This is a genomic window from Peribacillus sp. P4_B1 (genome assembly GCF_056402395.1).
Genome location: NZ_JBFUHM010000076.1, coordinates 1 through 14,078, shown reverse-complemented (window position 1 = coordinate 14,078; position 14,078 = coordinate 1). Strand labels below are relative to the sequence as shown.

Genomic DNA, 14,078 nt, shown 5'->3' with positions numbered 1-14,078 from the left:
CCGAAGTTATCCCAGTCTTATAGGCAGGTTGCCCACGTGTTACTCACCCGTCCGCCGCTAATCTCAGGGAGCAAGCTCCCATCGATTCGCTCGACTTGCATGTATTAGGCACGCCGCCAGCGTTCGTCCTGAGCCAGGATCAAACTCTCCGAAGAAATGTTTGACTTGCTCATTTTGCTTTTTTGATAGTGTGTGCTCACTTAAAATTTAACGTTGGCGCTTTGTTTTGTTCAGTTTTCAAAGAGCAATCTGTTGTCGTTTCTCTCAGAAGCGACTTCTATAATGTAACACATTGTGTCACGTTTCGTCAACAACTTTTTTGAATTTTTTTCATCAAGTTGTTGGCTGTTTGTGTTGCTGTCTTAGCGACAAGAAATAATATACCATGTACCAAAAATGTTTGCAATATGTTTTTAAAAACTTTTTCAAAAAAAATGTTTTTTTCTTTTTTCCTCTATATATCCTTTTCATCATCCCCACCACCCTGTCCCCTTTTTCCGGAACAAGCACATGTTTCATGAATAAACGAAGCATATTTCCAAAGAAACACAAATAGACATATATAGATATCTTTTTCCCTTGAGGTGAAGCGATGAATCTATCATTAATCGGATTACTCATTTCTTACAGTATGGCCCTTTATTTATTCAGTTCTGCTTATTATGAAGCCATTAGGTTCAGCAAAGAAAAAGGCAGGGTGAATGGCACGACGTTTTTATTCAGCTTTACTTTCGCTTTGATTTTCACACGGATCACCTATTTGTTTCACCCCTATTAAATAAAGCAGTAAGTCGGGAGACTTACTGCTTTTATACGGAGACCTTCGCTTCTTTATATACCTTACTTTTCTTTTCATCCACTAGGAACATCATCAAACCACCCAATATGATTGTACCTCCAAGGACCTGCGTCCAGAGTATCGGTTCATCCAATATGAAGTAAGCCAGAACCGTTGCTCCAACCGGTTCAAGTAAGATTCCCATCGAAAGCGTCGAAGTGCTTAACCACTTTAAAGACCAATTGAATAAAGAGTGTCCTAATAAAGTCGGGAAAATGGCAAGCAAAACAAAATAGATCCAATCGGCAGCCGGATACGGGGCCAATCCCTCTTCCTTGAAGATCACATAGAAAAACAAAGTAACAGCACTGATTGCATACACGACAAATGTATATGTTATAGAAGAGACGCGTTTTCGAACATTTTGGCCAAATAGTAAATAACCGGTTACCAACGCACATGCGATAAGCGAAAGAATATCTCCCCAAAGCGCCATACCGCTGATTCTCAAATCTCCCCAGCTAATGACAAGGCTGCCTGCTATCGCAATGATGCCGCTCAATATTGCCTTCATTGAAAATCTTTCTTTGAAAAACAAATAGGCTCCAGCAAAAGCGAATAATGGCTGAAGGGTGACAAGCACAGTTGAACTGGCGACAGACGTGTAATTAAGCGATTCAAACCATAAAATAAAATGAAAAGCCAAGAAAACTCCTGCCGCAATCGAATATAGCCAATCCTTTTTCCCAATGAATATAAGTTCATGGCGGTATTTCACCAAAAACACCGGAAGCATAAGAAGGACGGTAAATAATAAACGGTAAAAAGCTATAACACCCGATGGAGCAGTCGCCAATTTAACAAGGATGGCCGAAAATGAAACGGATGCAACACCGATCGCCAACGCAACATAGGGATTCACTTTTGGCATTTGCATTTAAATTCCTCCTTTCAATCGGAATGACGTTACGTATTATTGAACTCTATTCTACTATGTTAAAATTATAAGGGTAAGCTTTTTTGAAAAACGGGTATATGGCAACACACGATCTTATTCATCGATAATATTTGGAAGTGGTGAAACAAATGGAATGGACATTCGACCCGCAATCGGAATTGCAAATCCTTATAAAATTGGGTATTTCAGCTCTCCTCGGCCTAATCATCGGACTAGAGCGAGAAATGAAACGAAAACCCGTTGGATTAAAAACAAGCCTGGTCATTTCAATCGTCAGCTGCTTATTAACGATCGTTTCCATGGAATCCGCTTATAAGTTCCCAGGGAGTGAACACGTAAACATCACAATGGACCCCTTGCGTCTAGCCGCTCAGATTGTTTCTGGCGTCGGCTTTATCGGGGCTGGCGTCATTCTCCGGAGGGACAATAACAGCATATCCGGTTTAACGACAGCTGCCATCATCTGGGGAGCTGCCGGTATCGGGATTGCCGTTGGAGCAGGATTTTTTCTTGAGGCCATAGCCGGCGTCATACTATTGATTATAAGTGTCGAATTGGTGCCCTTAATCGTTACCTGGCTCGGACCGATGAAGTTGCGGCAAAAAGAAATCTTTCTGCAGCTGGTGGTGAAAAATAAAGATGACATTGCCGTCGTGCTGAAAAAAATCAAAGACGAAAAAATATTCATCAAAAACCTAAGAATCAAAGATGTGGAAGAAGACCACCACCTTTTGACGCTTAAAGTATTGGTCGATCATAAAGTTAGAACATCAGAAGTGTATTATACCGTTTCCAACCTTAAGGAAATTGCACGGGTAGAGATTGAAAATGCCTAATAAGAAAACCGTTTGACTTACCCTCAAACGGTTCACCAATAAAAGGGATTCGGAATTAAACATTCCGAACCCCTTTTGAAATTCCCTTTGAATTTTCCTCAATATTAAGAGATTGATCTTCTACGAGTCCACTACGTTTAGACCATTTTTGACCCCGGGAAAGTACAATTGCCTGCAAAAACTCAATCCTCAGGTTTTATCTTTAACACCAGAATCCAACACCTAATATGCATACATGGACATTTACTATCATCCATCGGTCAGTGAGAAAGTCTAGTGTTACGTGACTTCACTGGGGCCCATTCCTTTATTTAAGGGTCCACTCTATACATTTATTTTAAATTTGCAAAGTAATCAAACCGATATCCTTCTCCATACGTTTATATATAGTGAGGGGACGAACTCTGACTTGATTAAACATTTCAAAGAAAGGTGGTTAGGACAACCAGCAAGATATTGACAGGGATTTAAACAATGATCAAGAAAATAACTTCCCGAGGTGAGTAATGTTTAAAAAGATGAAGTTAAAGAGTATATGGATTATTCCCTTACTATTTGTGGTTTTTATACCAAATGTAATTGGTGCTTCTTCTACTAAAGGTAAAAGCCCAGTGTTAGGGACAGGCTTTGACACCCACATCACCAACAATTCCCTTGCTGTTAGTCCGGATGAGCGAATAGCGATTGTCTCAGATAGCCGAGAACAATCCATCCTGGTCTATGATCTCGCCAAAGGCAAGTTGCGCAAAAAGATTGACGGCTTCGGTTCACCGAGAAACATCGTGTTTATTGATGACGGTTCAGAGTTTGTCGTCTCAGACAGTACGCTCGGTACACTCCGGTTTTACAGTATTAAAAATTTCACCTTGAAAGATGAAGTTGTCATTGGTCCAGGTGCATTCGGGACTGCTGTCAGTCCGGATGGAAAGACATTGTATGTGAACAATCAAGCACACAATTCCGTCACGGTCGTCGATCTGGAAAAACGAAAACCGATTGACGTCATTACCGGTTTCGCCCAACCAAGGCAAGGCATTAAAGTCTCTTCAGACGGAAAATATATCTTTGTCACGAACTTTCAAGGAGATAAAGTGTCCATCGTTGATGCCACCACTAAAAAAATCATTCGTGAAATATCAGGGTTCTCCAGTATTCGCGGAATCTCGATTACCGCTGATGGAGGAACATTATATGCCGCCAACAGCGGACGCAACAGCATTTCCGCAGTTGATACGCTAGACGGTAATATTAAGGGTGAAATCAAAGTGGGACGTGAGCCATATGGAGCGGCTCTATCGCCTGATGATAAACTCCTTTTTGCAAGCAACAAAGCTGATAATACGATTGACGTGATCAATGTCGCTGATCACCGCGTAGTTAAAACAATCGGGGGTTTCAAAGAACCAAGGCAAGCAATTGTCTTTAGCCATGACGGGGATCAGGCTTATGTATTAAATCGGGATCTCTCTATTGCGCGTGTTGATGTTAAAACATACACCATAACGGATATAATTCAGGATAAGCAAAAAAAATATAAGCTTAAAATACTAGAATCTGACGAAGTGGGGAAATATGTAGCAGATCAAGACGGAATGACACTTTATTATTTCACTAAAGATGATTCTAGTGTCAGTAATTGCAAAGGCCAATGTCTTGAAATTTGGCCGTCATTCCATGCAGATAACATCAGCTCCAATAAAGGATTCGACAAAAAAGACTTTAAAACAATCATAAGAGATGACGGACAAAAACAAACAACATATAAAGGGCACCCACTTTATTACTATGCGAAAGATAAACATGCAGGTGATATAAATGGACAAGGCGTCAATAATGTCTGGTATGTAATCAAAAAAAAGGTTTTTGAGGAATAAGCGCAAGAACAAGGAATCAGGAACGCTGAAAAGTGGCACAAAAAATTGTTTAAGATAAAAACCGTTAATATTTTTGAACAGATGAAAAAAACAAACCGAGAGATGGATTAACATGATCAAATCAATTATTATTTAGTGGTAATGATTTTTTTCCTTTAATGACAGCTGGCTGCAGCTCTAATGTTGAAAAAGCGATTTCGTTGGTGTAATGGTTACATTATTATGCTTCAGGTCTTTTACCTCTAAATCGTATAAACAAAAAAACTGTAGGTTAACTTGATACATCGCTTCTATAGTCTGATCCGTTTGACTACCCTCAAACGGTTTTTTATCATTTTTGCAAAAATCTCATATTTAATATTGACTTTTCACCAAAATCCGATAAAATAATTATTGTACCTCAATTCGGGGCATTAGCTCAGCTGGGAGAGCGCTACGCTGGCAGCGTAGAGGTCAGCGGTTCGATCCCGCTATGCTCCATACTTAGAAACCCTTGTGTAACAAGGGTTTTTTTCTTTGGCTAAAAAAATAATAAGCGCGCGGATCATACTTTGGTCATAAAACGCTAATATGTATTAAGTGTAACTTTTAGTTGAATTAAAAACATTTACACTATCATAATCATTCTTGTTCTTTACCCAGATACTACTTCTTTACGTGCATATATCAGATAAGCTTAGGAAAAAAATAAAAAATTGGTCAGTTCCTTTCAAGAATTAACCTTCATTGTGATCATTTGAATCATCACAATCTACATATACACATTTTTTGTGTGCTTTAGTAGTGGGCCTTATCCACGGTGCTTATCATTTCCCAAAGTTTGAAAGAATTTGCGATAAAATCAGCGCAAAGGAGTTAAAGAATCCTTTTATTACAAAATACACCTACCTCCTTTTAGGAAGTAGGCGCATTCAATTTATTTCAAATTTATTATCAATAAAAGCTTCGAAAAGCTTAGTTAATAAACCATTGCAATGATTTACTAACTAACAATCCTTCAGGACAATCTATGAAAAAAAGATGCGATAACCTTCCCTAGTCTTCGAATTCCCTCGATTATTTCTTTCTCATTGGCATAACTGAACGAGAGCCGGAGAAACTCGGTTCCATCGTTTTGATCCAAGAAAAAGTATTTCCCTGGAACATATGAAACACCCTCAGCTAGAGCCTGTGATAATAAATGCGATGTATCAACACCAGGAATTCTCACCCATACAAAGTAACCACCATCTGGTACATACCAGGAAATGGATTCTGGAAGAAATTGTTCCATCGAACGGATTAACGCAGTACATTTAGAGCGATACACATCTTTTAGAAGGTCTAGTCTTTGCTCAAAATCGGTGTTTTCTAAGTATGCAGCCATTGTGCTTTGAGCAAATGGATGGTCTAAATCTTTTTTAAACCACTCTAAAGCCTTAATGAATTCACTTTCTCCTGCTATCCATCCAATCCGCATTCCTGGCGCAACAACCTTGGATAATGACCCAACGTGGAGGACCCGCCCGCTTTCATCAATAGCTTTTATTGGCAGCGGATTTTTGCCGAAGGATAATTCCCCGTATGCATCATCCTCTAGAATGAGGAAATCAAACTCGATGGAAAGCTCCAATAAATGCTTCCGCCGCTCAGTAGTCATAGTCGTCCCAGTTGGATTTTGAAAGGTTGGGATTGTATATAGAAAACGCGGCAGGGTTAGACCTGTACGTTTCCTTTCATCCAGCATTTCTTTTAATCGGTATGTTTGGAGTCCCTGTTCATCTATTGGTATACTAATAATCTGATTCGTATAGTTTTGAAAAATCTCTAAAGCCTCCATATAGGTGGGAGATTCTACAGCTACGACAGCAGTATCATCAAGGAGAATGCGGGCAATAAGATCTATCCCCTGACAAGCACCTGATGTAACCAAAAGGTTTTCTTCCAAAACGGAAATTCCACGCTCTGCCAACCTTTTCTGAATTTGCTGCTTTAGTCTTGCAATTCGTGGACTTCCGATATAATGGAGCGGCAAATCCTGCTCCTCATCAAGAAGTCTGGTTACAGCTACCTTGAGCTCCTCGGCAGGAACGAGAGCTGGATCCGGATAGCCTGAACTCAAGCGAATACAACCATCTGGCAGATCTGGCATCCATGCACCTGGCGGATCATTCTTAAGTGCCGCTTTAATGTTTTCAGAAAAAAAAGATTCTACATTCACTTCAACCATACACCTTTCCGTCAATCGAACCATGATTGATTTTCTCAATTTTTTTATAGATAGCTGCTTATGCAGATAATCATCAATCTTTTGCAGAAACACCCTTACATGTACTTTAGACTTTCTTCTCTGACGGAGACAACCTATTAATGATGCAAATTCAGAAGTGCCTTTTGCACTGAACTCTCTTGGCCGCTCCAATACATTAGGAGCTTTTTTCTTTATGCTATGTGTGTATAGATTAAGTCGTTATTTTTATCTTTGAGTATCTGTAATGCAGATAAAAGAAAGTAAAAAAGTGAAGAAGGCAGATCCTCCGCCTTTCTTCACTTTTTTTGAAACTCTTCGTATTTCTTAACCAAACGCTTCGGTGCCGCACGTAAATAGGCTTCTTGAATTAGAATGGTCAATTCACCCCAGCCTTCCCTATCCGGATTTTGAATGGAGACCCAGCCGTGACGTCCTATATACGGTGTTTTGAAAAAATTCTCTTTCTGCAGCAAAAATTCTTGGGTTTCCCGATCCGACTTGAACGACAATCTGAATCCATTCTCACTTTCGCCTGAAATCACGAAGGACTTTCCATTGATTTTAAAAGTATTGTGACCAAAACCATCAATATGTTCGACAGCTTCGGGCAGCGCAAGACAGATATTACGTACATTTTCAAGCATGCCTGCCGTGTCATGTAATTTCATGTTCAAAATCTATTTTGCATTCACATCGGGTTGATGAATTCCGAATATATTTCCTTCTGTATCAATATAGTATCCTTGCCACGCCATTCCAGGCAGGGCATATTTGGGCTTGGCGACCTTACCGCCAATCTCAATAATTTTAGCTTCCGTTACATCGTAATTTTCCACTCCCATTGTACAAGCAAATGCATTTAAAGCTTGGTTTGTTTCCGGCGGAGCACTTTGACGCTGCATCAAAGCTCCATTGACCCCAGGTTCATTCTCCTCGCCAGTTACTGCTCCAAAGTAAGGCATTCCTGCATAATCACTCCAATCTTGAAATGACCATCCGAATACCTCTCCATAAAACTTCTTTGCCCGTTCCATATCATCTACATGAATTTCGAAATGAACTAATCTTCCCATGAGATCCCCTCCTACTTTTTACAAGAATTAACCAATTCATTAAATTATCCAGTGTTTTCGCTTACAATATCCCACTTATTATTATAATAGATATGGAAATAAATACAATTATTCCAATTGACATTGAATCAATTTTTAGAGCCTCATCATACATCCTGATATAAACTTTTTAGAATGATAACAAGAACCGTTCTTCAAAATATAGATAGTTCCGACCAACAAGAATCGGCTTCATGCTCCTACTACTTATCTTTTCAATTATTTTTTTAATAATTAATTCTTTTAATTTCTTATTCTATGGTGAATAGTCACTGCGTTAGAAACCTTCGACCCCACAATACATCCAATTGCTCACTTTGTCCGTGATACCAAATATTTGCGAAACTATGTGTATATTTTTGTGAAAGTTGGACGAGACTGCTAGTAAATTAAATCTAGGAGGTTATCAAAATGTTTAGATTCGGGAAAGGTAAGGCGCGAAGTAAGGTCGGTAAATTCATCGATAAGCACGGATATTCACAAGAGGAGTTTGTAAGTGCGTCTGGAATCTCACGCAATACGATAAGCAGAGTTTGCAGCGATCCAAAGTATGTGCCATCAGCCGGAGTATTAAAGAAAATCATGAAGGCGGTTCGAAGTATAGATGCTGGAGCAAAGGCAGATGACTACTTTGATTTGTAAACAAAAAGGCCCTAGCGTAATGGCCGGGGCTAAATGTATTTGTTCAATTACTGTTCATACTCTCCTTATCCAGGCTCCCATGATCCATGCTTTCCTTTCACTGGAATAAAGTCATCCAGCAGCTGCATGTCCTTAACTTCCCAAGCGTACCCTCCCAGTTTATTGTCTCCTAAGAAATAATCATTGCCTGATAACGATTGTAGTATTGCCTGCATCCCGTTATTTTCATTTACCTTTAAACAATTTTCATGCTTACATACACCAATGATCATACCAGTTGGGAGGTTGCCCTTTGAGTATCCATGCTACCAAGCAACAACTGGATTGGCTTCTCGCTTCAGAAAAGCCTTATCCATTTTTTCACTAGTATGAATCGTCAGCGGACCACGAATCGTTCTCAACGACCTTGTTTCATATTTGACCTCTCCCAGGACAAATAGACTTGCCCAAGGCTGGATCATTGATAATACCTTCATTCCAACGGCCCCCAACTGAATTTAAAAATTAAAATCCCCCACTTCTATTAAGAGCGGGGGTTTTTCATCATTTTCGGATGATATGTTAATATCTTGCAATTCATTTGTCCTTTTTAGACAAACCCTGCAGGATTTCTTTAAACAAGGGCTTGTTATCGGTTAGGGACAAAGGGGGATGTATGTATTCCGCTACATCTATTTTCGACTGACCAGTTTCTTAATGAAACGAACAAAAGGTGAAACAACGGCTCCACGGACATTCGTGAGGGCATAACCGATCAGCCCCATTATAACCAGAGCCAATATTAAGCCTATTATCAATCCTGATGTTTCTTTAAGTTCTTCAAATACAGCATCAAATACAGCACCCATTTCTTACCCTCCCCGGCTTGCCGATGCAACTTATTTTTACGGTTTTCACCCATTTAAATTCTGAACAGCTTCATAAATCATGTTTCTTTGAACCCTTGCACCCATTCTGGTAAATAAGGTTCATTATAACGCATTGGATGATTATGGTCGAGTTAGCACCTTTAAACGTACTATCTAATTTCATTTCCGTTATCTCTTTCTACTTATTGTCTTACCTTCTAGCTTTTCTCTTTAAGTAAATATATAAACCTCCCCTTCATTCCACTAAAAATGATGAAATGAAAACCTTTTCATTTGTCCATAACCGACAAAAGCGAGGCATTATTATTGTTTTTTTAGAACATTGTGAAAATTGTCGAAAAATCGTAAGCTTAATTTATTGAAATACATCTTCTTAGGGGGTGCGCTTATATGGAAGCCATTACAAGAGACTTTTTCTTATTTTTATCTAAAAATAATCTGCTTAATAATATTGCTAAGAAAAGCGGCGGAAGTTTTGCTGCTGGAAAGATCATTGGGGGAACTGATTTCCAAAGTTCCATTAAATTCATCAAACAACTTAATAATAGTGGCTTGTCGGTTACTGTCGACCATCTTGGGGAATTCGTTGATTCCAAGGAAGTGACTCAGGAACGGACGGCAGAATGCATCGAAACCATCGAAATGATCAGCAGGGAAAAACTTGATTCACAAGTTTCCCTAAAAATGACTTCATTGGGACTAGATATCGATCATAATCTCGTCATTGAGAATATGACGAAAATCCTTGATACAGCAGAAAAACATAAAGTCATGGTCACAATCGATATGGAAGATGAAGTTCGCTGTCAGGCTACAATCGATATCTTTAGACATTTCAAAGAAAAATACAGCTGCATAAGTACTGTTCTACAAGCATATTTATTCCGCACAGAGAAAGATTTGGAGGACCTTGCCCAATATAAGCCATTCCTGCGTCTCGTAAAAGGTGCCTACAAGGAATCTCCCGAGGTGGCTTTTCCAGAAAAGGATGATGTAGATGAAAACTATAAAAAGTTGATTAAGCAAAGTCTTCTTAACGGAAATTATACGGCCATTGCCTCACATGATGACAAAATCATCGAATATACAAAAGAGCTGGCCAAGAAATATGACATCCCAAATACACAATTCGAATTCCAAATGCTTTATGGCATGAGGAACAAGACTCAATATGAATTGGTCAAGCAAGGTTACAAAATGCGCGTCTATGTACCATATGGTCTGGATTGGTATGGATACTTCATGAGAAGGCTTGCAGAAAGGCCATCCAATATTGCTTTTGCCTTCAAAGGGATGGTAAGAAGCTAAATATATTCAATATTCAACATTCTTGATTGCTACAAAAAATCTATTAAAAGGTGTGATTATCAATGATTTCATATAAACATGAACCATTTGTCGATTTTACAAACGAGGAAAACAAGAAAGCTTATCAGGAGGCTCTTCAAACTGTTGAAGGCTACTTAGGGCAAGACTACCCTCTTTATATCGGGGCAGAAAAAGTGACGACTGATGAGAAAATCGTTTCATATAACCCTGCCGATAAGGAAGAGGTCATCGGCCGCGTATCGAAAGCGAACAGGGACCTTGCTGAAAAGGCCATGCAAGAAGCTGTTACCGCTTTTGAAAGCTGGAAAAAAGTGAAGCCGGAAATCCGTGCTGACGTTTTATTCAAAGCTGCTGCCATCATTCGCAGACGCAAGCATGAGTTCTCTGCATTATTGACAAAAGAAGCAGGAAAACCTTGGAATGAGGCTGATGCCGATACAGCGGAAGCGATCGATTTCCTTGAATTCTATGCCCGTCAAATGCTGACGCTTAAAGATGGTGTGCCTGTTCAAAGCCGTCCGGGAGAATTCAACCGCTATGATTACATTCCATTAGGAGTAGGCATCATCATTTCTCCTTGGAACTTCCCATTTGCGATCATGGCAGGTACTGCTGTTGCCGCTATCGTAACCGGGAACACAATCCTGTTGAAACCAGCTTCTACTACACCTATCGTTGCTGCGAAATTCGTTGAAGTGATGCTTGAAGCCGGCCTTCCAGCAGGTGTGTTGAATTTCGTTCCAGGAAGCGGAGCAGAGGTGGGCGACTACCTGGTCGATCATCCAAAAACACGTTTCATTTCCTTCACAGGTTCACGTGATGTAGGTCTGCGTATTTACAAACGTGCTTCAGAAGTGAATGAAGGCCAAATTTGGCTGAAGCGTGTCATCGCTGAAATGGGCGGAAAAGATACAATCGTCGTCGACAAAGAGGCTGATTTGGAATTGGCTGCTCAATCGATCGTGAAATCTGCATTTGGCTTCTCTGGACAAAAATGTTCTGCTTGCTCCCGTGCTGTCATCGTTGAAGATGTATATGATCAAGTTTTAGCTCGCGCTGTTGAATTAACAAAACAGCTTACAGTTGGTAATCCTGTAGAAAATCATTTCATGGGACCGGTTATCGATCAAGCTGCTTTTGACAAAATCATGAGCTACGTTGAAATCGGAAACCAAGAAGGACGCATTCTGACTGGAGGAGAAGGAGATAGCTCTAAAGGCTACTTCGTTCAACCGACAATCGTCGCTGATGTCGATCCGCAAGGCCGCTTGATGCAAGAAGAAATCTTCGGACCAGTCGTTGCCTTCACAAAAGCGAAGGACTTTAACGAGGCTCTTGAGATTGCCAATAACACAGAATATGGTTTGACTGGGGCTGTCATTACGACAAATCGCCTTAACATGGAAAAGGCACGTGAAGAATTCCATGTGGGTAACTTGTATTTCAACCGCGGCTGTACTGGTGCAATCGTAGGTTATCAGCCATTCGGCGGGTTCAACATGTCAGGAACCGATTCCAAGGCAGGCGGACCGGACTACTTGCAGCTTCATATGCAAGCCAAAACAACTTCCGAAACGTTCTGATAATGTCCCATTATGCAATTTAAAGAAGATTTGAATTCCCTCGCTTTTTGTATCTTCCATTCTGCGATACGAAAAACGAGGGGAAATGGAGGAAGTGACAAATAAGTTGCTTCCTCTTTTAAAACAAAAAAATTCCTGAAAGGGGTCTTCATATGATTGATTACTCATTAATAATTTCGATCAGCATTTATATGGCGGGCATGCTTTTCATTGGTTACTTCGCTTACAAAAGGACATCCAATTTAAATGATTACATGCTGGGCGACCGGGGTCTTGGTCCTGCTGTCACTGCATTGAGCGCCGGTGCCGCTGATATGAGCGGTTGGCTTTTGATGGGGATGCCTGGTGCCATGTTCGCAACAGGACTAAGTTCCATCTGGATTGTAATCGGGCTTACATTAGGAGCCTACGCGAACTGGCTGTATGTTGCACCAAGATTGAGAACCTATACGGAAGTCGCCAATAACTCCATTACGATCCCCGCTTTCCTGGAAAATCGTTTTGGCGAGGGCTCACGGATCTTAAGACTCATTTCCGCTTTGGTTATCCTAATATTCTTTACCTTTTACGTTTCTTCCGGAATGGTATCAGGCGGAGTGTTATTCCAAAGTACATTTGGCCTTGATTACCATACAGGCCTATGGATCTTGACAGGCGTTGTTGTCGCCTATACTTTATTCGGCGGATTCCTGGCAGTAAGCTGGACAGACTTTGTTCAAGGAATCATCATGTTCGTTGCCTTGATCCTTGTACCGATCGTTACCCTTATCCATGTGGGCGGTTTCGGTCCTTCGATTGACACGCCACGTTCCATTGATCCAGCTCTATTGAATATATTCACTGGGACGAGCTTTTTAGGAATCATCTCATTATTTGCTTGGGGACTGGGCTACTTCGGACAGCCTCATATCATTGTCCGCTTTATGGCGATCAGTTCTGTTAAGGAAATCAAAAAAGCCCGTAATATCGGTATGGGCTGGATGATTTTCTCCAGTATCGGTGCCATGCTGACTGGATTCATCGGAATCACTTATTTTTCTCAGAACAACCTGAAGTTAGCTGATCCTGAAACGATTTTCATAGAGTTAGGGGAAATACTATTCCACCCATTCATTACTGGTTTCTTGATTTCAGCAATACTGGCAGCCGTCATGAGCACGATTTCTTCGCAGCTTTTGGTTACAGCCAGCTCTTTAACCGAGGATATATACAAAACCTTCTTCCGTCGTTCCGCTTCAGATAAAGAGCTTGTCTTCTTGGGCAGACTTTCTGTACTGATCGTATCCATCATCGCTCTTTTCCTCTCTTGGGAAAAGAATGACACGATCCTTGGACTTGTCGGGTATGCTTGGGCTGGATTCGGTTCTTCATTCGGTCCATTGGTCTTACTAAGCCTCTGCTGGAAACGCATGACAAGATGGGGGGCATTAGCAGGGATGGTCGTTGGTGCCGCTACTGTAATCTTCTGGTCAATGGCTGGATTATCCGATACGCTTTATGAAATGATTCCTGGTTTTGGCGCAAGCTTGATTGCCATCGTAGTGGTCAGTCTTCTTACAGCCAAGCCTTCTAGGGAAGTAGAAGAGAAGTTCGAAGAGTTTGAAAGAACATTAAAAGAAAAATAGATCCCCTAAAAGGGAGGCTGCTGAAAAACTCACGTTTTTCTAACTAGTACGGTAAATCAAATTAAAAAAAGACGATTCTCATTCGGTACTTGAATGGAAATCGTCTTTTTTTGCTTCTGTTTGTCACTTTTTTAGGCCATTAATTTCAATATTCTTTTCAAGTTAACGGTGAAAATAGCCATTGCTCCTTGTAATTCCATGCCAAGTAGACCCGAGGATTTTGCAACATCATACCCGTGCCT

At 40.5% G+C, this 14,078-nt stretch carries 14 protein-coding genes, 1 tRNA gene and 1 rRNA gene; 8 read left to right on the top strand and 8 right to left on the bottom strand.

Annotation, left to right across the window (positions count from 1 at the left end; translation table 11 throughout):
- A 16S ribosomal RNA gene (locus AC1DVK_RS24775) occupies positions 1 to 155 on the bottom strand; the annotation flags it as partial.
- Between the two features lie 437 nt (positions 156 to 592).
- Here AC1DVK_RS24775 and AC1DVK_RS24770 point away from each other — a divergent pair.
- Entirely contained in the window at positions 593 to 778 is a 186-nt protein-coding gene (locus tag AC1DVK_RS24770) for a hypothetical protein (RefSeq protein ID WP_141133607.1), read from the top strand.
- Positions 779 to 809: 31 nt separating this feature from the next.
- Here the strand turns inward: AC1DVK_RS24770 and AC1DVK_RS24765 are convergent, their stop codons facing one another.
- Positions 810 to 1,715 (bottom strand): DMT family transporter, encoded by a 906-nt coding sequence (locus AC1DVK_RS24765; RefSeq protein WP_477627623.1) that lies wholly within the window; start codon positions 1,713 to 1,715, stop codon positions 810 to 812.
- 149 nt (positions 1,716 to 1,864) lie between these two features.
- Here AC1DVK_RS24765 and AC1DVK_RS24760 point away from each other — a divergent pair, with 149 nt between their 5' ends.
- The 3 genes from AC1DVK_RS24760 to AC1DVK_RS24750 all read left to right on the top strand — a co-directional run bounded on the left by AC1DVK_RS24760 (position 1,865) and on the right by AC1DVK_RS24750 (position 4,926).
- Positions 1,865 to 2,572, top strand: a complete 708-nt coding sequence (locus tag AC1DVK_RS24760; protein ID WP_061465345.1) for an MgtC/SapB family protein — start codon at positions 1,865 to 1,867, stop codon at positions 2,570 to 2,572.
- Between the two features lie 506 nt (positions 2,573 to 3,078).
- Positions 3,079 to 4,446: a beta-propeller fold lactonase family protein gene (locus AC1DVK_RS24755; RefSeq protein WP_477627622.1), complete on the top strand. Its 1,368-nt coding sequence runs from the start codon at positions 3,079 to 3,081 to the stop codon at positions 4,444 to 4,446.
- 407 nt (positions 4,447 to 4,853) lie between these two features.
- Positions 4,854 to 4,926, top strand: a tRNA-Ala gene (locus tag AC1DVK_RS24750).
- Positions 4,927 to 5,443: 517 nt separating this feature from the next.
- Here AC1DVK_RS24750 and AC1DVK_RS24745 read toward each other — a convergent pair.
- The 3 genes from AC1DVK_RS24745 to AC1DVK_RS24735 all read right to left on the bottom strand — a co-directional run bounded on the left by AC1DVK_RS24745 (position 5,444) and on the right by AC1DVK_RS24735 (position 7,749).
- Entirely contained in the window at positions 5,444 to 6,646 is a 1,203-nt protein-coding gene (locus AC1DVK_RS24745) for an aminotransferase-like domain-containing protein (protein ID WP_477627624.1), read from the bottom strand.
- Positions 6,647 to 6,972: 326 nt separating this feature from the next.
- Positions 6,973 to 7,344 carry an MmcQ/YjbR family DNA-binding protein gene (locus AC1DVK_RS24740; protein WP_410862347.1) on the bottom strand — a complete coding sequence of 124 codons (372 nt, stop codon included), beginning with the start codon at positions 7,342 to 7,344 and terminating at the stop codon, positions 6,973 to 6,975.
- A gap of 9 nt (positions 7,345 to 7,353) precedes the next feature.
- Entirely contained in the window at positions 7,354 to 7,749 is a 396-nt protein-coding gene (locus AC1DVK_RS24735) for a VOC family protein (RefSeq protein ID WP_061465347.1), read from the bottom strand.
- A gap of 450 nt (positions 7,750 to 8,199) precedes the next feature.
- On the opposite strand from AC1DVK_RS24735, the gene AC1DVK_RS24730 reads away from it, so the two are divergent.
- Positions 8,200 to 8,430 (top strand): helix-turn-helix domain-containing protein, encoded by a 231-nt coding sequence (locus AC1DVK_RS24730; protein ID WP_061465348.1) that lies wholly within the window; start codon positions 8,200 to 8,202, stop codon positions 8,428 to 8,430.
- Positions 8,431 to 8,495: 65 nt separating this feature from the next.
- Here the strand turns inward: AC1DVK_RS24730 and AC1DVK_RS24725 are convergent, their stop codons facing one another.
- The 3 genes from AC1DVK_RS24725 to AC1DVK_RS24715 form a co-directional block, all read right to left on the bottom strand.
- A complete protein-coding gene (locus AC1DVK_RS24725; protein ID WP_477627621.1) occupies positions 8,496 to 8,702 on the bottom strand; it encodes a hypothetical protein in 207 nt (68 codons plus the stop codon).
- Positions 8,703 to 8,735: 33 nt separating this feature from the next.
- Positions 8,736 to 8,906 carry an ASCH domain-containing protein gene (locus AC1DVK_RS24720; RefSeq protein WP_477627620.1) on the bottom strand — a complete coding sequence of 57 codons (171 nt, stop codon included), beginning with the start codon at positions 8,904 to 8,906 and terminating at the stop codon, positions 8,736 to 8,738.
- 195 nt (positions 8,907 to 9,101) lie between these two features.
- Complete coding sequence (locus AC1DVK_RS24715; protein WP_176431794.1) at positions 9,102 to 9,278, bottom strand: hypothetical protein; 177 nt, start codon at positions 9,276 to 9,278, stop codon at positions 9,102 to 9,104.
- A gap of 411 nt (positions 9,279 to 9,689) precedes the next feature.
- Between AC1DVK_RS24715 and AC1DVK_RS24710 the strand changes: the two genes are divergently transcribed.
- The 3 genes from AC1DVK_RS24710 to putP all read left to right on the top strand — a co-directional run bounded on the left by AC1DVK_RS24710 (position 9,690) and on the right by putP (position 13,836).
- Positions 9,690 to 10,607, top strand: a complete 918-nt coding sequence (locus tag AC1DVK_RS24710) for a proline dehydrogenase family protein (RefSeq protein ID WP_061465349.1) — start codon at positions 9,690 to 9,692, stop codon at positions 10,605 to 10,607.
- A gap of 62 nt (positions 10,608 to 10,669) precedes the next feature.
- On the top strand, positions 10,670 to 12,211 hold the full coding sequence (pruA, locus tag AC1DVK_RS24705; protein WP_410862343.1) for an L-glutamate gamma-semialdehyde dehydrogenase: 1,542 nt from the start codon (positions 10,670 to 10,672) through the stop codon (positions 12,209 to 12,211).
- Between the two features lie 152 nt (positions 12,212 to 12,363).
- Positions 12,364 to 13,836, top strand: coding sequence for a sodium/proline symporter PutP (gene putP / locus AC1DVK_RS24700; protein ID WP_477627619.1), 1,473 nt, complete (start codon positions 12,364 to 12,366; stop codon positions 13,834 to 13,836).
- Positions 13,837 to 14,078: the final 242 nt, after the last annotated feature.

What these genes read in the sequence shown, in the direction of transcription:
- pruA (WP_410862343.1), top strand. Translation starts at nt 10,670, where the DNA reads ATGATTTCATATAAACATGAACCATTTGTCGATTTTACAAACGAGGAA.
- AC1DVK_RS24770 (WP_141133607.1), top strand. Translation starts at nt 593, where the DNA reads ATGAATCTATCATTAATCGGATTACTCATTTCTTACAGTATGGCCCTT.
- AC1DVK_RS24715 (WP_176431794.1), bottom strand. Translation starts at nt 9,278, where the DNA reads ATGGGTGCTGTATTTGATGCTGTATTTGAAGAACTTAAAGAAACATCA.
- AC1DVK_RS24720 (WP_477627620.1), bottom strand. Translation starts at nt 8,906, where the DNA reads ATGAAGGTATTATCAATGATCCAGCCTTGGGCAAGTCTATTTGTCCTG.
- AC1DVK_RS24710 (WP_061465349.1), top strand. Translation starts at nt 9,690, where the DNA reads ATGGAAGCCATTACAAGAGACTTTTTCTTATTTTTATCTAAAAATAAT.
- putP (WP_477627619.1), top strand. Translation starts at nt 12,364, where the DNA reads ATGATTGATTACTCATTAATAATTTCGATCAGCATTTATATGGCGGGC.
- AC1DVK_RS24755 (WP_477627622.1), top strand. Translation starts at nt 3,079, where the DNA reads ATGTTTAAAAAGATGAAGTTAAAGAGTATATGGATTATTCCCTTACTA.
- AC1DVK_RS24760 (WP_061465345.1), top strand. Translation starts at nt 1,865, where the DNA reads ATGGAATGGACATTCGACCCGCAATCGGAATTGCAAATCCTTATAAAA.
- AC1DVK_RS24730 (WP_061465348.1), top strand. Translation starts at nt 8,200, where the DNA reads ATGTTTAGATTCGGGAAAGGTAAGGCGCGAAGTAAGGTCGGTAAATTC.
- AC1DVK_RS24735 (WP_061465347.1), bottom strand. Translation starts at nt 7,749, where the DNA reads ATGGGAAGATTAGTTCATTTCGAAATTCATGTAGATGATATGGAACGG.
- AC1DVK_RS24740 (WP_410862347.1), bottom strand. Translation starts at nt 7,344, where the DNA reads ATGAAATTACATGACACGGCAGGCATGCTTGAAAATGTACGTAATATC.
- AC1DVK_RS24725 (WP_477627621.1), bottom strand. Translation starts at nt 8,702, where the DNA reads ATGATCATTGGTGTATGTAAGCATGAAAATTGTTTAAAGGTAAATGAA.
- AC1DVK_RS24765 (WP_477627623.1), bottom strand. Translation starts at nt 1,715, where the DNA reads ATGCAAATGCCAAAAGTGAATCCCTATGTTGCGTTGGCGATCGGTGTT.